General features: G+C 73.2%; 19 protein-coding genes and 3 pseudogenes. 8 read left to right on the top strand and 14 right to left on the bottom strand.

The genetic code is table 11. The annotated features are described in order from the left end of the window. The first annotated feature begins 50 nt into the window (after positions 1 to 50). On the top strand, positions 51 to 1,019 hold the full coding sequence (locus WBK50_RS03020; protein WP_341334123.1) for a 4-hydroxy-3-methylbut-2-enyl diphosphate reductase: 969 nt from the start codon (positions 51 to 53) through the stop codon (positions 1,017 to 1,019). On the opposite strand, the gene WBK50_RS03025 is transcribed toward WBK50_RS03020, so the two are convergent. From WBK50_RS03025 to WBK50_RS03045, 5 genes are all read right to left on the bottom strand, one after another. Then, positions 949 to 1,650, bottom strand: coding sequence for a DUF6542 domain-containing protein (locus WBK50_RS03025; RefSeq protein ID WP_341334124.1), 702 nt, complete (start codon positions 1,648 to 1,650; stop codon positions 949 to 951). The genes WBK50_RS03020 and WBK50_RS03025 overlap by 71 nt on opposite strands. Then, positions 1,647 to 3,212 (bottom strand): DNA recombination protein RmuC, encoded by a 1,566-nt coding sequence (gene rmuC, locus WBK50_RS03030; RefSeq protein ID WP_341334125.1) that lies wholly within the window; start codon positions 3,210 to 3,212, stop codon positions 1,647 to 1,649. Before rmuC ends, WBK50_RS03025 begins: the two co-directional genes overlap by 4 nt. A gap of 70 nt (positions 3,213 to 3,282) precedes the next feature. Beyond that, positions 3,283 to 3,783, bottom strand: a complete 501-nt coding sequence (locus tag WBK50_RS03035; RefSeq protein WP_341334126.1) for a methylated-DNA--[protein]-cysteine S-methyltransferase — start codon at positions 3,781 to 3,783, stop codon at positions 3,283 to 3,285. Further along, on the bottom strand, positions 3,780 to 5,270 hold the full coding sequence (locus tag WBK50_RS03040) for a DNA-3-methyladenine glycosylase 2 family protein (protein ID WP_341334127.1): 1,491 nt from the start codon (positions 5,268 to 5,270) through the stop codon (positions 3,780 to 3,782). Before WBK50_RS03040 ends, WBK50_RS03035 begins: the two co-directional genes overlap by 4 nt. A 65-nt stretch (positions 5,271 to 5,335) precedes the next feature. Beyond that, the gene (locus WBK50_RS03045) at positions 5,336 to 5,836 is read right to left on the bottom strand and encodes a hypothetical protein (protein WP_341334128.1); all 501 of its coding nucleotides are present in this window, start codon (positions 5,834 to 5,836) and stop codon (positions 5,336 to 5,338) included. Positions 5,837 to 6,051: 215 nt separating this feature from the next. Between WBK50_RS03045 and WBK50_RS03050 the strand changes: the two genes are divergently transcribed. Together WBK50_RS03050 and ychF are read left to right on the top strand one after the other, a co-directional pair. Continuing rightward, positions 6,052 to 6,690 (top strand): sigma-70 family RNA polymerase sigma factor, encoded by a 639-nt coding sequence (locus tag WBK50_RS03050; RefSeq protein WP_341334129.1) that lies wholly within the window; start codon positions 6,052 to 6,054, stop codon positions 6,688 to 6,690. 29 nt (positions 6,691 to 6,719) lie between these two features. Continuing rightward, positions 6,720 to 7,792 (top strand): annotated as a pseudogene (ychF, locus tag WBK50_RS03055) (redox-regulated ATPase YchF). A gap of 141 nt (positions 7,793 to 7,933) precedes the next feature. On the opposite strand, the pseudogene WBK50_RS03060 reads toward ychF, so the two are convergent. Beyond that, positions 7,934 to 8,766 (bottom strand): annotated as a pseudogene (locus WBK50_RS03060) (SCO6745 family protein). Between the two features lie 307 nt (positions 8,767 to 9,073). On the opposite strand from WBK50_RS03060, the gene fucP reads away from it, so the two are divergent. After that, positions 9,074 to 10,417 (top strand): L-fucose:H+ symporter permease, encoded by a 1,344-nt coding sequence (gene fucP / locus WBK50_RS03065; protein WP_341334130.1) that lies wholly within the window; start codon positions 9,074 to 9,076, stop codon positions 10,415 to 10,417. Further along, positions 10,414 to 11,697, top strand: coding sequence for an ABC transporter substrate-binding protein (locus WBK50_RS03070; protein ID WP_341334131.1), 1,284 nt, complete (start codon positions 10,414 to 10,416; stop codon positions 11,695 to 11,697). The genes fucP and WBK50_RS03070 overlap by 4 nt, the downstream gene beginning before the upstream one ends. A gap of 15 nt (positions 11,698 to 11,712) precedes the next feature. Here WBK50_RS03070 and WBK50_RS03075 read toward each other — a convergent pair whose 3' ends face one another. From WBK50_RS03075 to WBK50_RS03085, 3 genes and pseudogenes are all read right to left on the bottom strand, one after another. Further along, a complete protein-coding gene (locus WBK50_RS03075; RefSeq protein ID WP_341334132.1) occupies positions 11,713 to 12,678 on the bottom strand; it encodes a S16 family serine protease in 966 nt (321 codons plus the stop codon). A 317-nt stretch (positions 12,679 to 12,995) separates the two neighbouring features. Beyond that, positions 12,996 to 14,063: a 3-deoxy-7-phosphoheptulonate synthase gene (locus WBK50_RS03080; RefSeq protein ID WP_341334133.1), complete on the bottom strand. Its 1,068-nt coding sequence runs from the start codon at positions 14,061 to 14,063 to the stop codon at positions 12,996 to 12,998. A gap of 361 nt (positions 14,064 to 14,424) precedes the next feature. Further along, positions 14,425 to 15,116 (bottom strand): annotated as a pseudogene (locus tag WBK50_RS03085) (DUF2848 domain-containing protein). A 162-nt stretch (positions 15,117 to 15,278) separates the two neighbouring features. Here WBK50_RS03085 and WBK50_RS03090 point away from each other — a divergent pair. After that, positions 15,279 to 16,616, top strand: a complete 1,338-nt coding sequence (locus tag WBK50_RS03090) for an MFS transporter (protein ID WP_341334134.1) — start codon at positions 15,279 to 15,281, stop codon at positions 16,614 to 16,616. Here WBK50_RS03090 and WBK50_RS03095 read toward each other — a convergent pair. After that, complete coding sequence (locus WBK50_RS03095; RefSeq protein WP_341334135.1) at positions 16,588 to 17,238, bottom strand: GntR family transcriptional regulator; 651 nt, start codon at positions 17,236 to 17,238, stop codon at positions 16,588 to 16,590. The genes WBK50_RS03090 and WBK50_RS03095 overlap by 29 nt on opposite strands. Before the next feature lie 37 nt (positions 17,239 to 17,275). Here WBK50_RS03095 and WBK50_RS03100 point away from each other — a divergent pair, with 37 nt between their 5' ends. Next, positions 17,276 to 18,064, top strand: coding sequence for a carbon-nitrogen hydrolase family protein (locus tag WBK50_RS03100; RefSeq protein ID WP_341334136.1), 789 nt, complete (start codon positions 17,276 to 17,278; stop codon positions 18,062 to 18,064). Positions 18,065 to 18,070: 6 nt separating this feature from the next. On the opposite strand, the gene WBK50_RS03105 is transcribed toward WBK50_RS03100, so the two are convergent. Genes WBK50_RS03105 through WBK50_RS03120 form a run of 4 tightly spaced genes read right to left on the bottom strand, consistent with a single transcriptional unit; the run spans position 18,071 to position 21,294 of the window. Continuing rightward, positions 18,071 to 18,367 carry a 4a-hydroxytetrahydrobiopterin dehydratase gene (locus tag WBK50_RS03105; RefSeq protein WP_341334137.1) on the bottom strand — a complete coding sequence of 99 codons (297 nt, stop codon included), beginning with the start codon at positions 18,365 to 18,367 and terminating at the stop codon, positions 18,071 to 18,073. A gap of 37 nt (positions 18,368 to 18,404) precedes the next feature. Beyond that, on the bottom strand, positions 18,405 to 19,259 hold the full coding sequence (locus tag WBK50_RS03110; RefSeq protein ID WP_341334138.1) for an ABC transporter permease subunit: 855 nt from the start codon (positions 19,257 to 19,259) through the stop codon (positions 18,405 to 18,407). After that, the gene (locus tag WBK50_RS03115; RefSeq protein ID WP_341334139.1) at positions 19,256 to 20,230 is read right to left on the bottom strand and encodes an ABC transporter ATP-binding protein; all 975 of its coding nucleotides are present in this window, start codon (positions 20,228 to 20,230) and stop codon (positions 19,256 to 19,258) included. Before WBK50_RS03115 ends, WBK50_RS03110 begins: the two co-directional genes overlap by 4 nt. Beyond that, on the bottom strand, positions 20,227 to 21,294 hold the full coding sequence (locus WBK50_RS03120) for a LolA family protein (protein ID WP_341334140.1): 1,068 nt from the start codon (positions 21,292 to 21,294) through the stop codon (positions 20,227 to 20,229). The genes WBK50_RS03115 and WBK50_RS03120 overlap by 4 nt, the downstream gene beginning before the upstream one ends. A gap of 104 nt (positions 21,295 to 21,398) precedes the next feature. On the opposite strand from WBK50_RS03120, the gene WBK50_RS03125 reads away from it, so the two are divergent. Further along, the gene (locus WBK50_RS03125; protein ID WP_341334141.1) at positions 21,399 to 22,082 is read left to right on the top strand and encodes a response regulator transcription factor; all 684 of its coding nucleotides are present in this window, start codon (positions 21,399 to 21,401) and stop codon (positions 22,080 to 22,082) included. Positions 22,083 to 22,088 lie beyond the last annotated feature (6 nt).

Genomic DNA, 22,088 nt, shown 5'->3' on the forward strand with positions numbered 1-22,088 from the left:
CCGCTCACTCCCGGCGGCCCCGATGCCGGGGCGCCCGTACGCTGGCGTTCATGGTTGGCACTGCCGGATCGGAAGGCAAGCGCGTTCTCCTCGCCGCACCGCGGGGGTACTGCGCCGGCGTGGACCGTGCGGTCGAGGCCGTGGAACAGGCCCTCGAGCAGCACGGCGCCCCCGTGTACGTGCGCAAGCAGATCGTGCACAACCGCCACGTCGTCGAGACGTTGAGCGCGCGCGGTGCGATCTTCGTGGACGAGACCGACGAGGTGCCCGAGGGCGCGCTCGTCGTGTTCTCCGCGCACGGGGTGTCGCCGGCGGTGAAGGAGCAGGCGAAGGAACGCTCGCTGCGCACCATCGACGCGACGTGCCCGCTGGTCACCAAGGTGCACCAGGAGGCGAAGCGGTACGCCCGCGAGGACTACGACATCCTGCTCGTCGGCCACCAGGGCCACGAGGAGGTCGAGGGCACCGCGGGCGAGGCTCCGGCGAACATCCAGCTCGTGGAGAACGCCGCGGACGCCGCGACGGTCACCGTGCGGGATCCGGAGAAGGTCGTCTGGCTGTCCCAGACCACGCTGAGCGTGGACGAGACCATGGAGACCGTGCACGCGCTGCGGGACCGGTTCCCGACGCTGCAGAACCCGCCGAGCGACGACATCTGCTACGCCACCCAGAACCGGCAGGTCGCGGTGAAGGCCATGGCCCAGCACTGCGACCTGGTGATCGTCGTCGGGTCGCCGAACTCGTCGAACTCGGTGCGGCTGGTGGAGGTGGCGCTGAACGCCGGCGCCGGCGCCTCCCACCTGATCGACTACGCGCGCGAGATCGACGAGGCGTGGCTCGAGGGCGTGCGGACGGTCGGGGTGACGAGCGGCGCGTCGGTGCCCGAGGTGCTGGTGCGCGGCGTCCTGGACTACCTGGCCGAGCGCGGCTGGGAGAGCGTCGAGGAGGTCACGACCGCCGAGGAGACCCTGACGTTCGCCCTGCCCCGCGAGCTGCGTCCGAGCCGCGCTTCCCGCTGACCGGCGGCCGCGCCGGGGCCCGGGTCCTGGGCTTCTCGTCCAGGTCCAAGGACTCCAGCTCGTCGAGCTCGGCGTCCTCGGCCCGGCGGTCCCTGCCGAACAGCCCGCGCAGCCGGGCGACGGCGTCGTCCGCGCCGAGGCGCTGGCCGAACAGTCGGATCACCCCGATGACGAGCACGACGGCGGTGGTGACGGCCATCGTCGGGAAGCCGTTGACCAGCGGTGCCCCGATCATCAGCATCTTCTCGGTGGCGCCCGCGCCGGGCCCCGGCGTGCCGATGACCAGCACGACGGCCGGCACCGCGACGGCCAGCAGCAGCGGCGGCTGCACCATCGGCCCGAACAGGCTCCGGCGGCGCACCCAGCCGACGGCGAGCACGCAGCCGACGAAGTAGGCGATGGTGAAGATCGTCCCGAGGGTGCCGAGCCGGAGGATGTCGGCGAACACCCCGAGGGCCGTCAGCACCAGCGCGACGCCGATCGCGGCGACCGGCGGGATGCCCAGCACGGAGCCGATGATCGAACGGTCCGCGACCGGCCAGCGGCCGGCGGCGCGTTGCTGGGCGGCGTTGCGCTGCCGACGGCTGGTCTGCTGCCGCTTGGGAGCGGTGGTGCCCCGGGGACCCGTCACCCGTGCACCGTAGCCCGGGGCCCCTCACCCCCGTGTTCGGCGTCGTCGCCGCCGTGGTCGCCCGGGTCCTGGCGGCGTTCGGGCACCAGCTCGTGGAGGGCGATCAGCGAGTCCGCCGCGGACGCGACGAGCTCGGGGGCGGAGATCGCGCGGGGCGTGCGCTCGACCTGCCCCGGGCTCTCCAGCTCGCCGTCCGCGACCTTGAGCTCGGTGAGCTTCCGCGCGGTGACCAGCACCCGGGCCTCCAGGGAGGACACCGTGCGGTTGTAGCTCTCCACCGCGCCGTCCAGGCTGCGCCCCAGCTTGGCCACGTGCGTGCCCATCGTCGCCAGCCGGCCGTGCAGCTCGCGGCCGAGCTGGTGCACCTGGGCCGCATTGTGCGCCAACGCCTCCTGCCGCCAGCCGTAGGCGACCGTGCGCAGCAGGGCGATCAGCGTGGTGGGCGTCGCGATCACGACGTTGTGCGCGAACGCGTGCTCCAGCAGCGCCGGGTCCGAGCGCAGCGCGGCCTCGAGGAACGGGTCCCCGGGGACGAACAGCACCACGAACTCCGGGGTGGGCTCGAACGCCTGCCAGTAGGCCTTGGCCGAGAGCTGGTCCACGTGGGTGCGCAGCTGCCGGGCATGGGCGGTGAGCCGCTCGGTGTGCCGTGCCGGGTCCTGCGTCTCCACGGCTTCCAGGTAGGCCGCGAAGGGCACCTTGGCGTCCACGACGATCTGCTTGCCGCCGGAGAGCCGCACGATCATGTCCGGCCGGACGCCGTTGTCGTCGTCCGTGCCGCTGGCCGCGCTCACCTGCGTGGAGAAGTCGCAGTGCTCGACCATGCCCGCGAGCTGCACGATCCGCTCCAGCTGCAGCTCGCCCCAGCGGCCGCGGACCTGTGGCGCCCGCAATGCCGTGACCAGCGCCTTCGTCTCGGTCTGCAGTCGGTCCGAACTGACATGCATCGCCGCGACCTGCTCGCGCAGGCTCGCGTAGGCGGACTCGCGCTCCATCTCCACGGTGCGCAGCTGGCCCTCGACGCGCTGCAACGTGGCCGCCATCGGGTCCAGCAGCTTGTTGATCGCCTGCGCGCGAGCCGCTTCGTCCCCCTCGGCCTTCGCGTGCAGGGCCGCGGCGGCCTCCTTGATCCGGCTCTCGGCGAGGGTGACGAAGTGTTCGTTGTTGCGCGCCAGCGCGTCCGCGGAGAGCGCCCGGAACGCCTCCTTGAGCTCGGCGTCCCGCTTGACGAGCATCCGCTCGCGTTCCGCGCCCGCCTCGCGCTCGCTGCGCAGCGCGGCCAGGGTGCCGGCCGCGTCCGCCTCGGCGCGGCGCAACCGCTCCGTGGTGTTCTGAACCTGCTCGTGCAGCTCCTCGATCCGCTCCAGCAGCCCGGTGCGCTCCGCCCGCAGGCCCGCCGCGTCCGCCCGGGCGGTGGCCGAGGTGTTCGCGGCGGCCCGCTCGGCCTCGGCCGAGGCGATCCGGGCCCGGGAGACGGCGAACATCCACATCGCCCCGGCCCCGAGGGCCAGGCCGACGAGCAGCCCGATGAGCAGCACGTTGAGCGCGGTCACGACATCCACGCGTGCAGCGTGCACCCGGGGCCCGACAGTTTCGGGGATCCCCGGTCCGGCCGGGGTGTCCGCGCCCGGCTCAGTCCGAAACGGACTCCAGCTCGATCAGCTGCCGCTTCACGGCCAGGCCCCAGCGGAAGCCACCGAGGGACCCGTCCAGGCGCAGGACCCGGTGGCACGGCACGAACAGGGCCGCGGCGTTGCGGGCGCAGGCGGTCGCGGCGGCCCGCACGGCGGCGGGACGGCCGGCCTTGGCCGCGTACTCGGTGTAGGTCACGGGCGCCCCCGCCGGGACGGTCCGCAGCACGTCCCAGGCGTGTTGCAGGAACTCGCCGGACCGCTGCCGGACCGGCACGTCGTCGATCGCGTGGACGTCCCCGCGGTGGTAGGCGCGCACGGCGTCGCTGACGTGCCCGAGGTCCGCGGCGTGGTCGGGCGACGTGGGCCGGAGCGTCGGGTGGATCAGCGGCAGGAGGTCGTCCGTGGTGGACGTCCAGCCGGAGGCGAGAACGGCGCCGTCGTCGTCGACGACCGCGGTGAACGGGCCGATGGGCGTGTCCTGGGTGGACCAGGTGCTCATGGTCGTGTCCTTTCCGGGGCGGAGGCCCGCCAGAGGTGGGTGGCGGCGTAGGACCGCCAGGGGCGCCACCGCTCGGCGTGGCGCGAGAGCGAGGCCTGGTCGGACGGGAGTCCGAGCGCGGCCGCGCCGCGGCGGACGGCGAGATCGGTGGGCAGGAGCTCGTCGGGGTCGCCGAGCAGCCGCATGGCGACGTAGCCGGCGGTCCACGGGCCGACGCCGGGCAGCGCGGTCAGCGCGGCGCGCAGCGCGGCGGGGTCCCGGCCGGGGTCCAGGACGAGCGAGCCGTCCGCGACGGCCGCGGCCAGGGCGACCACCGAACGCCGGCGGCGCTCGGGCCCGGCCAGGACGTCCGCGGCGTGCTCCGCGAGCTGCTCGGCCGTCGGGAACAGGATGTCCGGGCCGCCCGCGGCGAGGGACTCCGAGAGGCGCTCGCCCAGCTCCGCCGCCAGGCCCGCGCCGGCGGTCCGGGCGGCGGCGACGGAGATCTGCTGGCCGAGCAGGGCCCGGACCGCGATCTCCGTGCCGTCGACGGCCCCGGGCAGCCGGATCCCCGGGACCGCGGCGACGGCCGGTGCGAGCGCCGGATCGGTGGCCAGCATCTCGTCGACGGCGACGGGATCGGCGTCGAGGTCGAACAGCCGGCGCAGCCGTGCGACGGCCGGGCCGAGGTCCCGCGGATCGGTGAGCCGGACCGTCGCCTGCACGTGGTTCGCGGCGCGCGGCAGGTCGAGGGCGACGGTCGCGGGTCCGTGCGGGAGGCGCAGCGTGCGCCGGTAGATGCTCCCGTCGACCGACTCCACGCCCGCGAACGCCCGCGAGGCGAAGAAGGCCAGCAGCCCGTCGGCGTCGAGCGGGGGCCGGTAGGGCAGGCGCAGGGTGATCGCGCCGGCCGCGGCCGCGCTCTCCGGCGAGGGCCCGCGCCGCCGCACGGCCTCGGTGCGCAGCGTCGTCGGCGGCACCGCGTACACCTCGCGGACCGTGTCGTTGAACTGCCGGACGCTGGCGAACCCGGCGGCGAACGCGATGTCGGCCATGGACATCGGCGTGGTCTCGATCAGCAGGCGGGCGGTGTGGGCGCGGTGCGCGCGGGCCAGTGCGAGCGGCCCCGCACCCAGCTCGGCGGTGACGACGCGGGTCAGGTGCCGCTCGGAGTAGCCCAGGCCCGCGGCGAGCCCCGCGACCCCCTGGCGTTCGACGACCCCGTCCGCGATGAGCCGCACGGCGCGGGCCGCGAGGTCCGCACGGCCGTTCCATTCCGGTGACCCGGGGACGGCGTCCGGCAGGCACCGGCGGCAGGCGCGGTAGCCGTGCTGCTGGGCGGCGCCGGCCGTCGCGAAGAACTCGACGTTGACGCGCTTGGGCGTGGTGGCGGGGCAGGAGGGCCGGCAGTAGATACCGGTGGTGCGCACAGCGGTGATGAACTGGCCGTCGAACCGCGGGTCACGGGAGGCGACGGCGCGGTAGCAGCGTTCGGGATCGAGCGGCACGGGGACGACTCTGCCACCGCCACACGGCCCGCTCTGGCGGAAATCGGACGCGAACGCGCAGCCGGTCAGTCCGCGCGGCAGAAGGACGCGGGCAGGGCCTCGTCCGCACACATCTCCCGCAACAGCGAGCGCACCCGCGGAGGCCGGGCCGCCCGGTCGGGGGACGGGGCCGCGTCCTCGTCGTCGGCGACGGGAGGCTCCGGGGCGGGCCCGACGGGTGCGGGCGTCGCGGCACGCTCCCGTGCCGCCCGCGCCTCTGCGGCGGCCCGCTCCCGCGCCCGGCGTTCCCGCGCCATGGCGCGGGCGGCCTCGACGCGGCCGGTCTGCGCGGCCGCGGGTGCCACGCCCAACGACGCGATCTGCATCCCGGTGACCGGGGCGTCGAGCACCCGGGCGGCGGGCGCCCGGACCGCCGGGGCCCGGGGCGTGTCCGCGAGGTCGAACGCGGGCAGCGCGACCGGCGCGAGGTCCGGCGCCTCCGTCAGCGCGATGCCGGTGGCCGACGCCGTTCCCGCCACGCTCACGACGCTGCACGCCGCGAGGATCCGTACCGTTCCGATCCGCATCCCGTGTCTCCCGTTCCTCGGTCGTGAGGACCTCCTACCCGTTCCCGGGCGGATCTCTAACCCGAACGGTCGAATCGGTGGGGAGGCCGGCACCACCCCGGGGTGGCGCCGGGAGGCCGACCACTCGCAAATTCGCAGGCTCTCGACGTACTCACGGAGCGAGCACGCTTCTCCTGGAAGAAGGAGGGCCCACCGGGGCCCGAGGAGAGGACGACATGCGCCCCGCAGCCCCGTTGCCGCAGATCGCCGACCGGGACGAGCTCACCGCCCGCATCGGCCGGTTCGCTCGTGCCGCCTCGACCGGCGATCGGCGGGCGTGCGACGACCTCATGACCGAGCTCCGCCCGCCGCTGCTGCGCTACTGCCGCAGCCGGCTGCGCAACGCCGTGGATGCGAACACGGCCGAGGACATCGCCCAGGACACGCTGATCGCCGTCCTCCGGGCGCTGGCCGCCTTCGACCACGACGCCGGCAGCCCCTTCCTGGCCTTCGCGTTCCGCATCGCCCGCAACAAGATCGCCGACACCGTCCGGCGCGGCCGCATCTCCCGCATCGACCTGTTCGGCGACGTCCCGGAGACCACCGCGAGCGTCGACGGGCCGGACGAGCTGGCCATCCGGGCCGAACGCACCGCGATGATCGTGAAGCTGATGGGCCGGCTGTCCGAGCGGCACCGTGAGGTGCTGCGGCTGCGGCTGCTCGTGGGCCTGTCCGCCGTGGAGACGGCGGAGATCCTCGGCTCGACGCCCGGCTCCGTCCGGGTCACCCAGCACCGCGCGCTGGTGGCGCTGCGCCGCTACCTGGAGAACCGCCCGGTGCCGGGGGCGCGGCTCTCCGAGGGCTCCGCGGCCTGAGCCTCGCGGCGCGACTACCCTGGACGACCGTGTCCCTCACCCTCGGCATCGTCGGCCTGCCCAACGTCGGCAAGTCGACCCTGTTCAACGCCCTGACCCGCAACGACGTGCTCGCCGCCAACTACCCGTTCGCGACGATCGAGCCGAACGTCGGGGTGGTCCCGCTGCCGGACTCGCGGCTCGACAGGCTGGCCGAGATGTTCTCCTCGGCCAAGGTCGTGCCCGCGACCGTGTCGTTCGTCGACATCGCCGGGATCGTGAAGGGCGCCTCCGAAGGCGCCGGGCTGGGCAACAAGTTCCTCGCGAACATCCGCGAGTCGGACGCGATCTGCCAGGTCGTGCGCGTGTTCGACGACCCGGACGTCGTGCACGTCGACGGGCGCATCGACGCCGCGAGCGACATCGAGACCATCGCCACCGAGCTGATCCTCGCGGACCTGCAGACCCTGGAGAAGGCCGTCCCGCGGCTGACCAAGGAAGCCCGCATGCAGAAGGACCGGCGGGTGGTCCTCGAGGCCGCCGAACAGGCCGTCGAGATCCTCAACGGCGGGCGCACCCTGTTCCAGGCGGGCGTGGACCGCGAGCCGCTGCGCGAGCTGACCCTGCTCACCACCAAGCCGTTCCTCTACGTCTTCAACGCCGACGAGGGCGTCCTGACCGACGAGGCCAAGCGCAAGGAGCTCTGGACCTGGTCGCCCCGGCGGACGCGGTGTTCCTGGACGCCAAGGTCGAGTCCGAGCTGCTGGAGCTGGACGAGGAGTCCGCCCGCGAGCTCCTGGAGTCCATCGGCCAGCCGGAGCCGGGCCTCTACTCCCTGGCCCGCGCGGGCTTCCACACGCTCGGCCTGCAGACCTACCTCACCGCGGGCCCCAAGGAGTCCCGGGCCTGGACGATCCACAAGGGCGACACCGCCCCGCAGGCCGCGGGCGTGATCCACACGGACTTCGAGCGGGGCTTCATCAAGGCCGAGATCGTCTCCTACGACGACCTGATCGAGGCGGGCTCGATGAGCGCCGCGAAGGCCGCGGGCAAGGTGCGCATGGAGGGCAAGGACTATGTGATGGCGGACGGGGACGTGGTGGAGTTCCGCTTCAACGTCTGACCGAGGCCTGCTCGCCCTGGTCAGCGGCCTAAGCTGCATCGCCGTTCGTCCGTCGTTCGTCAGTCGGTGCGAAGACCTCGCTCGGCATGGCGGCGGCTGCAGTGTCGCAGGCCGTGCCAAGGGTTCGGCGGTCGCTGTTCGTCAGTGCGATCCTGCGGCGACCAGTGTCGCGGTGATGGGCTCGAGCTCCGCGACCAGCTCGGCGAGCTCGGCGGCGGAGAGTGCGTCGTACGGCGGGGCGGCGAGCTCGTCGGTGAGGGCTTCGATGCGTTGCTTGGTCTCGCGGCCGGCGTCGGTGAACCAGCCGTCGGTGTCGACGAGCCCGCGCTCGCGCAGCCCTTCCATGACCTCGGCCAGCCGCTCCTTCGGCAGGTGGTGGAGGCGCCCGAACGACTCCGGCGGGTGGATGCCCTGCTCCAGCGCGGACAGCACGTGGGCCTCCGCACCGCCGATGCGCGCTCCGAGGAGAGCGGCGACGTGCCCGTCACCGCGGTGCTCGCGCAGTACGGTCGCGGAGTGCCACAGCCGGGTGACCGGGTCGCTGGGCACCGGAAGGGTCCGCATCCCGGCGTACATCACCCGACCTTCCGTGGGCGCGCTCGTCGCGGCCTTGGTGGTCAGGTCGGCGGCGCGCGCCAGGCCGGGGACTCAGCCAACTCCTCGCCGAGAATCCGCCGTACGGAGGCCGCGCTGCCCCGTTGCCACGCGGCGAAGGAGGCCTCCGGCGGGATCGTCTCCCACGCGCTCGGGATGTGCCGCGCAGCCTCGCCGTCGGCGAAGCTGTAGAAGGCTGCGTGCACGACCTGTGCCGGCACCCGTCCCAGTGGCGCGGCGCGGCTGGCGAAATAGCCGTCCCAGTAGGTGCGGTGGCCGAGCGCGGCCAGCTCCTCGTTGGACTCATCGGCGAGGTAGGTGACCAGGCAGATCGGCTCGAGGAGCTCGAACATGCGGCGGGCCGTTCTCGTGGTCGGCATGACTGATCTGACTCGGCGAGCGCCCCGGACTCATCGACTCCGTCGGTGGAAGTCGGCCACTCCGTCGCCGGCCCGAAGCAGATCCCTGCGGATCGTCGCGATTGTCTCCGGACGCCGCTCGTAGCTGATCTGCCCGATTCGGTTTGCTTCGACGTCTGATCAGCGCCGAGTCTCGGCGGGTCGCCCGGGCCCGTTGCCCTGATCTCCGGGAGGCCGTACGGTTTTCCGACGGAGTTCGGTCGGGGATTCTCGCGGCGGGACCTACGTGGCCACAAGGGCGTTGCCTCGAGATAGGGACGTGTCCGTCATGGCGGAAGCAGTCTCGAACCACGACACCACCACCGAGCGCGCGACGCCGACGAAACAGCGCCTGGTCTATCCGAAGATGGGGCTGCTCTTCGCCGTCATCATCGGCTGCTTCACGGCCTGGGGGATCGCGGCCGACCTGACCACGCCGATGGTCGCGGGCTTCAAGCACATCTTCGAGATGAGCACGTTCCAGGCCAGCCTGGTCCAGCTGGCGTACTTCGGCGCCTACTTCCTCCTCGCCATACCGGCGGCGTTGATCAACGAGCGGTTCGGCTACAAGGTCGGGCTGCTGACCGGCCTCGCCCTGGCCGCCGCCGGGGCGTTCCTCTTCTATCCCGCGAGCAAGATCCTCACCTACGAGGCGTTCCTGGTCGCGCTGTTCGCGCTGGCTGCCGGATGCTCGATCCTGGAGACCTCGGCCAACCCGTACGTGCTGGCCTTGGGGCCGGAGGAGACGGCGACCCGGCGCCTGAACTTCGCGCAGGCGTTCAACCCGCTGGGCACCAACATCGGCGTGCTGATCGCCGCGACCCTGATCCTGCCGAAGTTGGAGTCCCCGGTGGACCTGACCTCGGCCACGCCGCAGCAGGTCCAGGTCATCCGGGCAGGACAGCTCGCCGCCGTGATGGGGCCCTACCTCGGGCTCGGACTGCTGCTCCTGGCCATCTGGGTCGTGATCGCCACCCAGAAGGCACCGAAGATTGTCGAGGAGTTCCCCGACGTCGGCGACACCAGCACGGGTGCGCTTCTCCGGGTTCTGTGGAACAACAAGCGGTACCGCTTCGGTGTGGTGGCCCAGTTCTTCAACGTCGCCGCGCAGGTGTGCACGTGGACCTTCCTCCTGCAGTACGTCCAGCAGGCCATCAACGGCAGCCTGGAGCTCGGCGCCTACCTGCTGCAGGTCAGCCTGATCGTCTTCCTGCTGTCCCGGTTCCTCATGACCTGGGTCATCGGAAAGATCCGCGCGACCAAGGTCCTCGCGGTCCTCGCCGTCCTCGCCGTGCTGCTGTGCGTCTACGCCATGTTCTTCCCCAACATCACGGGCGTCATCGCGCTGGTCGGGGTCTCGTTCTGCCTGTCCCTCATGTTCCCCACCATCTACGGGGTCGCCCTGCAAGGACTCGGCCCGGCCACCAAGCTCGGCGCCGCCGGACTGGTGATGGCCATCGTCGGCGGTGCGATCATGCCGCTGATCCAGGGCGCGACGCTGGACGCCACCAGCCCGGCCGTCTCCTTCATCGTCCCGGCCGCGTGCTTCGCGGTGGTCGCGGCCTTCGCGTTCTACGACCTCCGGGCCCCGGAGCAGCCCGGGTTCGCGACGGCAAAGGCGGATGCGGCATGAGACTCCGCGGGCTCCGCGTCGCCGTGCTCGGGCTGGTGGTCGCGTGCGTGGCGGCCGCCTGCTCGTCGGGCCAGGGATCGAGCCAGGAGGCCACCAAGAACCTCGAGGTGCTCTCCTGGTGGACCTCGGGATCGGAGCAGCAGGCCCTCACCGTCCTGTTCGACGCCTACCGGGCGGCGCACCCCGGGGTGACGGTGACCAACAGTGCCGTCGTCGGGGGCGGCGGCGGCAACGCCCAGGTCGTGCTCGCCCAGCGCCTGCTGTCCGGGGACCCGCCCGACGTCTGGCAGACCTTCCCCGCCGCATCGCTACGGGCCTACGTCGGCCAGGGCCAGGTCGCCGACGTCAGCGACCTCTACGGCCGGGGCGGGCTGGCGGCCGCCCTCCCGCCGGTCATCCGCGACGGGCTCACCGTCGACGGCAAGCAGTACGGGGTGCCGACGAGCTCCCATCGGGGCAACATGCTGTTCTTCAACACCGCCCTGCTGGCCCAGGCCGGCGTGGCCGCGCCGGGGGCCGGCTACCAACCCGCGGCCTTCCTCGCCGACCTGGCGAAGCTGAGGGCAGCCGGCGTCACACCACTGTGCCTGGGGGCCAAGGACGCGTTCACCACCCCCGCGCTGTTCGAGAACACGTTGTTGAGCGTGGTCGGCGCCGACGGGTGGGGACAGATCGGCGCGGATCGGTTCGACTGGAACTCCGCCTCGGTGGACGAGGCGCTGGCCCGGTTCGGGCAGATCCTGGACTACGCCGACCCCCAGGCGGCGGCGCTGTCGTGGGACGCGGCCACCAAGAAGCTCGCGGACGGCGGGTGCGCCTTCGAGACGCTCAATGACTCGGCCTTCGGGGAGCTGGTCAAGGCCGGGGCGGTCGACGGGCAGACTTTCGGCGAGGTGCCCTATCCCGGCACCGACGGGAACTACGTCGCCGTCGTCGACACGTTCGTCCGAGCCTCTCGATCCGCGAATGCACGCAACGCCTCCGACTTCCTCGCGGTCATCGCGGCGCCGGACACGCAACTGGCCTTCAGCAAGGCCAAGGGCTCGGTGCCGATCCGCACCGACGTCGACGTCTCGTCGCTCTCGGCCTACCAGCGCTCTGCGGCGCAGGCGCTGCGCAGCGAGGTCGTGCTGTGGTCGATCGTGCATGGCGAGGTATTGAGCCCGAGGCTCCAGCAGGGCTTCTACGACGCCGTCGGGACCTACGTCCGCAGCCGTGACGTCAAGGCGTTCCGCGCGACGCTCACCGACGCCGTGCGGCGCGAGGCCCCCGCCAAGTAGGACGCGAGCCGTGTGTCAGCAGGTCGACGGAGTCTGCCCGGCCCGCAGCATGTCGAGGTCCTGGACCGCGTCCGTGAGCGTGTCCACCCGCACCAGCTGCAACCCCGCCGGGGCGTCGGCGCGGGCCTCCTCGCAGTTCTTCCCGGGCACCAGGAACACCGTCGCCCCCGCGCGCTGCGCACCGATCAGCTTCAGGCCGATCCCGCCGATCGGGCCCACCGTGCCCTCGGAGGTGATCTCCCCGGTGCCGGCGATGTTGTGGCCGCCGGTGAGCTCGCCGGGCGTCAGCTTGTCCACGACGGCCAGGGCGAACATCAACCCGGCCGACGGGCCACCGATGCCGCTCAGCGAGATGGTGATCTCGTCGTCGGTCTCGGGCTTGGCCACGGGCCCGATGCCGAGCGCGCCCTGCGCCGAGTCGCCGAGCCGGGTGAGCGTGACCATGACGTCCGTGGGGATCGCGTCGCCGCGCAGGATCCGCACCGGGACCTGCTGCCCCGGCGTCGTCCCCGCCAGGGCGGCGCGGACGTCCTCGACCGAGTCGACGGGCCGCCCGTCGACGGCGAGGATCTGGTCCCCGGTCTCGAGGACGCCGTTGGGGGCAACCCCGGGGGCTGCGGGCCGACGAACACCCGGGTCGGCATCTTCAGGTAGGTCAGCGCGGCGGCGGCGGCGTTGGACTGGGAGTTCGTGAAGTCCTGGTCGTTCTTCTGGTTGATCTGCTCCTGCGTCTCGTCCGGCGGGAACAGCGACGCCCGCGGGACGACCTGGCGCTCCGGGTCGGCCCAGAGCTGCAGCGCCCGGAACAGGGTCAGACCGTCCGAGATCTGGACGGTGGTCATGTTCAGGTGCCCGGACGTCGGGTAGGTCGGCAGGTTCGTCGTGATGACGGGCTTGCCCTCCGACTCGCCGAGGACGTTCGGCGCCGGGCCCGGTCCGATCGCGACCCAGGGCGTCGGGACCGTGGCCCCGATCAGGCATACGAGCAGCACGAGCACGCAGCTGGAGAGGAACGTCGCCGTGCGCCTGTCCACTCGGGGTGGACGGGGGTCGGTGAACGTATCGCTCACGACGGCTCGACCGGGGGACGGGCGCCGGCAACCGGCCTTGCGACAACGAGGACTCCCTGGTGCGCGGCGGCCGGATGGCGCCGAAGAGGTCGTGGAACAGCCTCGACAGTACTGCTCCGTGGGTGAGGGGGTGGTGAGAGCGGTGCGTGAGACGAACGTGGGTGCTGCCGACACCGTCGAGGACAGCACTCACGTTCCTCTCCCGATCCCCTCGTGAACGCGGCTCGTTCAGCCGGAACGGCGCGCCCGGACCGCCCCCGCGAGCTCGTCGAGCAGGCCCGCCGTGGTGTCCCAGTCCATGCACGCGTCGGTGACCGACTGCCCGTAGGTCAGCGCCGGGCCGAGCTCCTGGCGTCCCGCCGCGAGGAAGCTCTCCATCATCAGCCCGGTGACCCCGTGGTCGCCGCCCGCGATCCGGCCCGCGATCTCGCCGACGACCGCGGCCTGGCGGACGTGGTCCTTGCCGCTGTTGCCGTGGCTCGCGTCGACGACGACCCGCTCCGGCAGCCCCGCCCGCGTCAGCCGGTCGCGGGCCGAGGCCACGTCGGGCGCGGAGTAGTTGGGCCCGGCCGAGCCGCCGCGCAGGATGAGGTGCGCGTCCGGGTTGCCGGTGGTGCGGACGAGGGCGGCGAGGCCGTCGGCGTTGATGCCCATGAAGGCGTGCGGCGCGGCGGCCGCGCCGATGCCGTCGACGGCGACCTGAACGTCGCCGTCGGTGCCGTTCTTGATCCCGACGGGCATCGAGAGACCACTGCACAGCTGCCGGTGCACCTGCGACGCGGCCGTCCGCGCACCGATGGAACCCCAGGTCACGGTATCCGCGATGAACTGCGGGGTGATCGGGTCGAGGAACTCGCAGCCCACCGGCAGGCCGAGTTCGTTGATCTCGAGCAGGAGTCGGCGGGCGGCGCGCAGGCCACGGTTGACGTCGAAGCTGCCGTCGAGCCCGGGGTCGTTGATCAGGCCCTTCCAGCCGACGGTCGAGCGCGGCTTCTCGAAGTACGCGCGCATGACGACGCACAGGTCGCCCGAGACGCGCTGGGCGTGTGCGGCGAGCCGGCGGGCGTAGTCGAGCGCGGCCTCGGGGTCGTGGATCGAACACGGGCCGACGACGACGAGCAGCCGGTCGTCCCGCCGGTCGAGGATGTCGACGACGTCGGCACGGCCGCGCGTGACCACCTCGCCGACGCGCTCACCGGCGGGCAGCTCGTCGCGCAGCAGCGCCGGGGAGAGCAGGGGGCTGATCCGCGCGGTGCGGTGGTCGTCCAGCGCGGCAGCGGTATGCAGGGGGGACATGACGGACGGCGTCCTTTCGTGGGGCCGTCCGGAGGCCTCGCGGGAGTCCCGCCGAGCCGGCCCGTGGGGGTTCCGGCTCGAGGGGATGGAGGTCAGCGCAGCGGAGTGCGTGCCGACCCATCCCGGGCCGGCTCGCTAAACCAGTATCGCTGAGCCATGTCGACGACTGTAGCGAAGCGGTTCGCGGGCGCGCCAGGTGATCCCGGGCGCGCCCGCGTCCGGGCGGTCGGACGACGACGGGGTGGTCGCCGCCGACCGGCCGGTCCTCGGCGTCCGGCCGGAGCAGCAGGACCGGGTGGTAGCGCGCATCACCCTCGGGGACCTGCATGCGGGCCTCTCAGCGGCGTGGAGACGGCGTGCCTCAGCCGATGGGGTCGGGCATCCGGTCCACGGAGTAGTCGAGCCCCAGCGTCTCGCCGGTGGCCGGGTCCTCGAGCTGCACGCGCCAGCCGTCCGCGAACTGGTCGACGCCGGGCAGCATCGCGACCGTGCCGGACAGCAGGACCGTCCCGGGGCGAGCCAGCCGTGTTCGCGCAGCACGTCGACCCAGTAGGCGGGCGGCAGCAGGGCGTCGAGCGTCGCGTCCTGGGCCAGGTCCTCGCGCTCGCCGTGCCGGACCCAGGCGCGCAGCCGGACGGAGTCCAGCCGGTCGGCGACGTCGGCGAGCCGCCAGGCCCTCGTGCCCAGGACGTCGAGCCCGGCGTTCTTGCTCCAGGCGACGCCGTGCACCTCGAGCTCGCGGTCCGTGTGGTCGCAGGCGACGGTCAGCAGCAGGTCGGACGGATCGTCGCCCGCGACGACGAGCGCCCACTCGGCCTCGCCGGAGGTCCTGCCGTGCTGCGCCGGGACCGCGTCGACCTGCGCGGCCAGGTACGGCGAGACGGGGTAGAGCGCCGGGGTGACCGACGGCGCCGGGACCCCGAGCTCGGCCAGCTCCGCGACGTGCGCGGCGACCTCCTCCTGGGCGCGTCCCGCGTACCCGGCGTTGAGCAGGCGGGTCACGGTGACGGAGCGGGTGGTGCCGTCCGGCAGGTCGAAGTCGAGCCGGGTCATGTGTGACCTCTCCTGGTGACGGGTACAGGTAGCGCACCGACCGGGGCAGCGGTGAGTGGATGTTCCGAACGTGTTTCGGAGCCGCGGCGGCGGTTGCGTATGCGAATTGTATACAGCAAGTATGTACGCGAGCCAGTCCAGATCGCCCACGTCAGGAGCCCCATGTCCACCCCCGCAGCCGCCACGCCGGACCGGCGCTCGATCGTCAAGGCGTTCGTGGCGAGCCTGTCCGGCACGTCCCTCGAGTGGTACGACTTCGCCGTCTACTCCGCGGCCGCCGCGCTGGTCTTCCCCCAGCTGTTCTTCCCGGGTTCCGACCCGCTCACCGGCACGTTGCTCGCGTTCTCGACCTACGCCGTCGGCTACGTGTCGCGGCCCCTGGGCGGGGTCGTGTTCGGCCGCCTCGGGGACGTCATCGGCCGCAAGCAGGTCCTCGTCCTGACGCTGACGCTGATCGGCGTCGCCACGTTCCTGATCGGCCTGCTGCCCACCTACGCGACGATCGGCGTCGCCGCGCCGATCATCCTGGTGTTGCTGCGCTTCGCGCAGGGCGTCGGCGTCGGTGGCGAATGGGGCGGCGCCGTGCTGCTCTCCAGCGAGTTCGGCGATCCGGCGAAGCGCGGGTTCTGGGCGTCCGCCGCACAGATCGGCCCGCCCGCGGGCAACCTGATGTCCAACGGCGTGCTGGCCCTGCTCACCGCGACGCTGAGCGACGAGGCGTTCGCGTCCTGGGGCTGGCGCGTCGCGTTCCTGCTGTCCGGGCTGCTGGTCGCGTTCGGGCTGTGGATCCGGCTCAAGCTCGAGGACACCCCGGTCTTCCGGGCGATCCAGGAGCACGGCGACCGCCCCGAGGCGCCGATCAAGGAGGTCTTCAGGACCGAGCGGCGCGGCCTGGTCGCCGGCGTGCTCAGCCGGATCGGCCCGGACGTCACGTACGCGCTTTTCACCGTGTTCGTGCTGAGCTACGGCACCACCCACGGGTTCTCCCGGAGCCAGGTGCTCACCGCGACGCTCGTCGGCGCGGCGTTCCAGCTCGTGGGAATCCCGGCCGCCGGCGCGCTGAGCGACCGGATCAACCGGCGCCTCGTCTACGCCCTCGCGGCGGTCGGCGGTGCGCTCTGGCCGTTCGTGTTCTTCCCGGTGATCAGTGGCGGCTCGACGGTGATGCTGGTCGTCGGGGTCGTCGTCGGCCTGATGTTCCACTCCCTGATGTACGGGCCGCAGGCCGCGTTCATCATCGAGCAGTTCTCGCCGCGGCTGCGTTACACGGGCAGCTCGCTGGCCTACACGATCGCCGGGATCCTCGGTGGCGCGGTCGCGCCGCTGGCCTTCACCGCGCTGATCGGGCGCTTCGGCAGCTGGGTCCCGGTGGCGGTGTACGTCGCGGTCGCGTGCGTGGTCTCGATCTGCGGGCTGCTGCTGGGTCGGGACCCGGACCGCGCCGAGGACGAGGCCTACCTCGCGCGCGGCGTCACGCCTCGAGCAGAACCCGCAGTGTGAGCTCCAGGTGCTCGTCGATCGCGGCGTGGGCGGCCGCCTCGTCGCCGGCGGCGAGCGCGTCGACGATCCGGCCGTGCTCGGTGCACACCGAGCGCTGCCGGTTCGCGGCGCGGTAGAGCGCTGCGACGCCGACGCGCCGCTGCCGGACCCGCAGGCCGGCGTAGGTGCGCGCGATCGTGGCGTTGCCGACGGCGTCGACGAGGGACTGGTGGAAGGTCATGTCCCGATCGATGAACGCGGTCGCCGTCGCGAGGTCGTCCGGCCCGTCCCGCACCAGCTTCTCCTGCTCGGCCAGGGCGTCGCGGAGCGCCGGGAGCGGTACCGTGCCGCCGGTGAGGGTGCGGGTGGCGGCATGCCGTTCGAGGACGCCGCGCAGTTCCATGAGCTCACGGATCTGCCGGCCGGTCAGCGGCGGGACGTACGCGCCGCGGCCGGGCATCATCTCGACCAGCCCGTCCGAGACCAGCAGGAGCAGGGCCTCGCGCACCGGGGTCCGGGACACGCCGATCCGCTTCGCCAGCTCGACCTCGTTGAGGAACGTGCCCTGGACCGCGGGGTCGGCGAGCACGGTCTCGCGCAGGTAGCGGACGGCCTTGTCGCGTCCTGACTCCCTGACCGGCATACAGAAGATATACAGCACCACCGACAGGAGGACCCCCGTGCGCATCGCGCTGGCCCAGATCGTCTCCACCTCGGAACCGGAGGCGAACCTCGGCCTCGTGACCGACCAGGTCCGCGCGGCCGCCGAGCAGGGCGCCCGCATCGTCGTGTTCCCCGAGGCCACGATGTGCTGCTTCGGGGTCAAGCTCGGGCCGATCGCCGAGCCCCTCGACGGGCCGTGGGCCACGGACGTCCGCGCGATCGCCGAGGACGCGGGCGTCACCGTCGTCGCCGGGATGTTCACCCCGAGCCCGGACGGGCGGGTGCGCAACACGCTGCTCGCGACGGGTGGCGGCGTCGAGGCGGCCTACGACAAGATCCACCTGTTCGACGCGTTCGGGTTCGCCGAGTCCGAGACGGTGGCGCCGGGCACGGACCCGGTCACGATCGAGGTCGACGGGCTCACGGTCGGCCTGTCCACCTGTTACGACCTGCGGTTCCCGGGGCTCTATCAGGCCCTCGCGGACCGGGGGGCGACCCTGGTCGTGGCGCCGGCGTCGTGGGGCGCGGGACCGGGCAAGCGCGAGCAGTGGGACCTGCTGGTGCGGGCCCGCGCGCTGGACTCGACGACGTTCGTCGCGGCCTGCGACCAGGCGGACCCGACGACGGTGGGCCGCGAGGCGGGCCGGGCGCCGACGGGGATCGGGGCGAGCGCGGTCGCCGGGCCGTTCGGATCGATCGTCGCGCAGCTGGACGCGGAGCCGGGCCTGCTGGTCGTCGACATCGACCCGGGCGAGGTCGACGCGGCGCGCAAGTCCGTGCCCGTGCTGGCCAACCGGAAGTTCTGAGCCGGCTCAGCCGCCGGCGGCCGCGATGTGCTGCGAGATCACGCCCGCGAGGTCCGTGTCCTTCGCCGTCAGCCCGCCCTCGGAGTGGGTGGACAGCCGGAAGGTCAGAGTGCGCCAGCGGATGTCGATGTCCGGGTGGTGGTCCCGGGACTCGGCGTCCTCCGCGACCCGGTCGACGACCGCGATCGCCTCCGGGAAGGACGGGAGCGCCACGGTGCGCACGATCGAGTCGCCGTCCCGCTCCCAGCCGGGCAACCCGGCCAGGGCGGTGGTGACGGCGTCGTCGTCCAGGAGTTGGGCCATGCCGTCATGATGGCGCGCCGGGCCGCTCCCGGCGAGGTCACGCGTCCCGGCGCGCCATCCTGACGGCTGTGAGCCCCAGCCCGATCGCGAGATAGCAGAGCGCGCGCAGCGTGGACTCGCCCAGCCCGCCCAGCGGCAGCGGATCCCGCAGGGCGTCGGCCGAAGCAGCCCAGCCCGAGGTCAGCAGCCAGGGCTGGAGCCAGTCCAGGGCGGGGATCGCGCCGAGCACCCCGAACACGATGAGGCCGCCGAGCACGGACGCCAGCACCACCAGCGGGTGCTCGGTGAGCGACGAGAGCGCCAGCGCGACCGCGCCGACCGCCACCAGCTGCCCGACCACCCAGACCGCGACGAGCGCGACCCGGCCGAGCGCCTCGCCCGTGCCGAGCGTCGTCCCGGACAGGGTGACGACCTGGCCGGAGCCACCGACGATCAGCGTCCCGGCGAGCACCCCGACGACCGCGATCACCAGCACCGCCAGCGTCGCGACGACGAGCACCCCGAACGCCTTCACCCCGACGAGCCGGAGTCGGCCGACGGGCGCGAGCAGCAGCCCGCGCAACGTGCCGTGCGAGGCCTCGCCCGCGATCGCGTCCGCCGCGGCCATCGCGACGGCGAGCGGCAGCAGCAACGTCAGCGACAGGGTGAGCGCCACGATCGGGAGGACTAGGCCGTTGCCGGCGACGGCGCCGATCAGCCCGCCGCCCGCCTCCCGGTCCGCGATCACGATCCCGACCGCGATCAGGATCGGGATCAGCGCGAACAGGCCGAGCATGACGAGCGTCCGCGGGCGGCGGAGCACCCAGCGGACCTCGGCGGCGAGGAGCCGGCCGAGCGGGGCGGTGGTGCGGGTCGGCTGCGCCGTGTCCCGTTCCACCAGCGACGTGCTCATGAACTTCCCTCCGTGAGCTGCGCGAACAGCTCCTCCAGCCGTGGCCGGCGGCGCCGCGCCTCGTGCACGGCCACCCCGGCCCGGACCAGCAGCGCGACGATCTCCGGCGGGGCCGGCCCGTCGCTCACCACGACGGCGGGCTCGGCGCCCGCGTCCAGGAAGGCCGTCGCGCCGGCGTCGCGCAGGGTCGTCAGCGCGAGGTCGACATCAGGGGTCGCGACGACGAGGCCGCCGGTCCCGGCGTCGAGCAGGCTCCGCAGCTCGCCGGCCGCGACGAGCGACCCGGACTGCAGGACGGCGACGTGCGTGCACGTCGCCTCCACCTCGGCGAGCAGGTGCGAGGAGACGATGACGGTGGCGCCCCCCGCGTGCAGCTCGCCGATGATCCGCCGGACGTCCCGGGTGCCCGCGGGGTCGAGGCCGTTCGTCGGCTCGTCGAGCACCACGAGCTTGCGCGGGACCAGCAGTGCCCCGGCCAGGCCGAGACGCTGCTTCATGCCGAGGGAGTAGCCGCGGAAGCGGCGGTCCGCGGCGTGCGTGAGGCCGACCCGTTCCAGCGCGGTGCCGACGGCGCCGGGGATCTGCGTGCTCGTGAGCAGCGGCTCGGCGGACGCGACCCTCCGCAGGTTCTCCCGGCCGGACAGGAACGGGTGGAAACCCGGGCCCTCGACGAGCGCGCCGACGTGCGGCAGCGCGTTCGCGACGGCGTCGGGTACGGACGCGCCGAGCAGCTCGGCGGTGCCCGCGCTGGGCCGGGTGAGGCCGAGCAGCATCCGGATCAGCGTGGTCTTGCCGGAGCCGTTGGGGCCGAGCATGCCGAGCACCGAACCCGTCGGGACCTCGAGGTCGATCCTCTCGACGGCGACGGTGCGGCCGTACACCTTGCGGAGCCCGACGGCCTTCGCGGCCAACGGGGCCACCCCGGCCGCCGTGGGGGCGGCGGCCGGGGTGGCATCGGTGGACAGACTCACTTGGCGAGGGCCTCGGTGAGGACCTGCTCGGGCACCGCACCGGCGGCGACGCGGCCGTCGTCGGTGACGATGGCGCTGGCGACGGCGGTGGTGATCAGCCGCCCGCTGCCCCAGCTTCCGCTGACCGGCGTGCCGAGCGAGGAGAGGTCAGGGGTGGCACCGCCGGGGCCCTGGTCCTCGGGATCCGGCCGGCCCTGCGGTGCTGTGGGCGCCTTCCCGACGACCACGGTGTCCCACCCGTCGCCGACGACGGTGGTGCCGGCGGGCGGGCCGCTCCGGTCGGGGGTGCCCTCGGGCTTGTCCGCCGGAGCCGGCTCGTCCGTCACCGTGGTGCCGGGGGGCGGGGTGAACGTGAAGAGCGAGGCGTCCTGCGGACCGAAGGTGAGGTCCGTGAAGCCGATCTCCAGCGCGGGGTCGGTCGACCCGTTCGCCAGCACGGTGAGCTGCGTCGGCACGCGCTTCTCGGCGTCGACGGCGATCCGGACCTCGCGCAGCAGGGTGCGCTCGGTCGGGTGGGGCGCGAGCACCAGCTCGTAGGCGGGGCGCCCCGCGACCTCGGCGGTGCCGTCGACGGTGATCGTGCTGGTCTTGCCCAGGGTCTGGATGGCCTGCGCGGCCGCGGCCGTCGGGTCTGTGGTGGACCGCTGGTCCGGGGCGCGCTCCCCGGGCGTGCCGGTGTGCTTGGCGGCCGTGCGGTCCGCGGAGTCGTAGATCCACACCGTGGTCCCGTCCGCGACGACCGTCTTCTCGTCCGAGCCCGACGGGATGGAGAGGCGGCCCTTGCCGTCGTCACCGGACCAGACCCGCGCGGTGCTGGTGCCGTTCGCCAGCTGCGCCGGCGCGCCGGGGATCGAGGGGAGGCCGAGCGCGTTGTCCAGCTCCACCGTCCCGTTGAACGGGCCCGGCTTCGCCGTCAGCACCGAGCTCACGAGGTCCTCCGCCGACACCGGCGGAAGCTCCGGCGCGGCCCCGGCGCCCGCCGGGACCGCGATCAGCCCGAGCCCGACGGCACCCGCGAGCGCCGCTCCCACACCGATCCGTGACCACGCACGTCCTGCCGTCATGTGCTCAGCCTGACGCATCACGGCTGAGAGTGTTCTGAGTCGCTGAGAGTGTTCTGAGCCGGCGTGTCCGTTCCCTGCCGGTGGCGACCGGTACGTTTCGGCCGATGGCACGAGTGCTGGTGGTGGACGACGAGCCCGGGGTGCGCACGGCGCTGACCCGCGGGCTCACCGCCGAGGGCATGGAGGTCGTCGCCCTCGCGGACGGCCCGTCCGCCCTGCGCGCGGCCCTGACCGGCAGTTTCGACGCCGTCGTGCTGGACATCATCATCCCCGGGCTCTCCGGTTACCGGGTCCTGGAGCAGCTGCGCGCGGCCGGCGTGGACACCCCCGTCCTGCTGCTCTCCGCCAAGGACGGCGAGGTGGACCAGGCGGACGGGCTGGACCTCGGCGCGGACGGCTACCTCGTCAAACCGTTCTCGTTCGTCGTGCTCGTCGCCCAGCTCAAGGCGATGCTGCGGCGCCGGGACGCGACGCTCGGCCGCACCGGCCGGCGGGTCCGGCTCGGCGCGCTCGTCGTCGATCCGGCGTCGCGCGCGGTGACCTGGGAGGCCACGCCGATCGAGCTGTCCCCGCGGGAGTTCGAGCTGCTGCACGCGCTCGCCAGTCGGCCGGACACGGCCGTCGCGAAGGACGAGCTGCTGCGGCTGGTCTGGGGGGACGAGCAGGCGGCCAGCCGGAACGTCGTCGAGGTCTACGTGGGGTACCTGCGGCGCAAGCTCGACGCCGTCGGGGCCGGGCACCTGCTGCGCACCGTCCGCGGGCACGGCTACCTGGTCGGCACGGGGTGAGACGGC

The sequence above is a fragment of the Pseudonocardia sp. T1-2H genome, assembly GCF_038039215.1.
Classification (GTDB): domain Bacteria; phylum Actinomycetota; class Actinomycetes; order Mycobacteriales; family Pseudonocardiaceae; genus Pseudonocardia.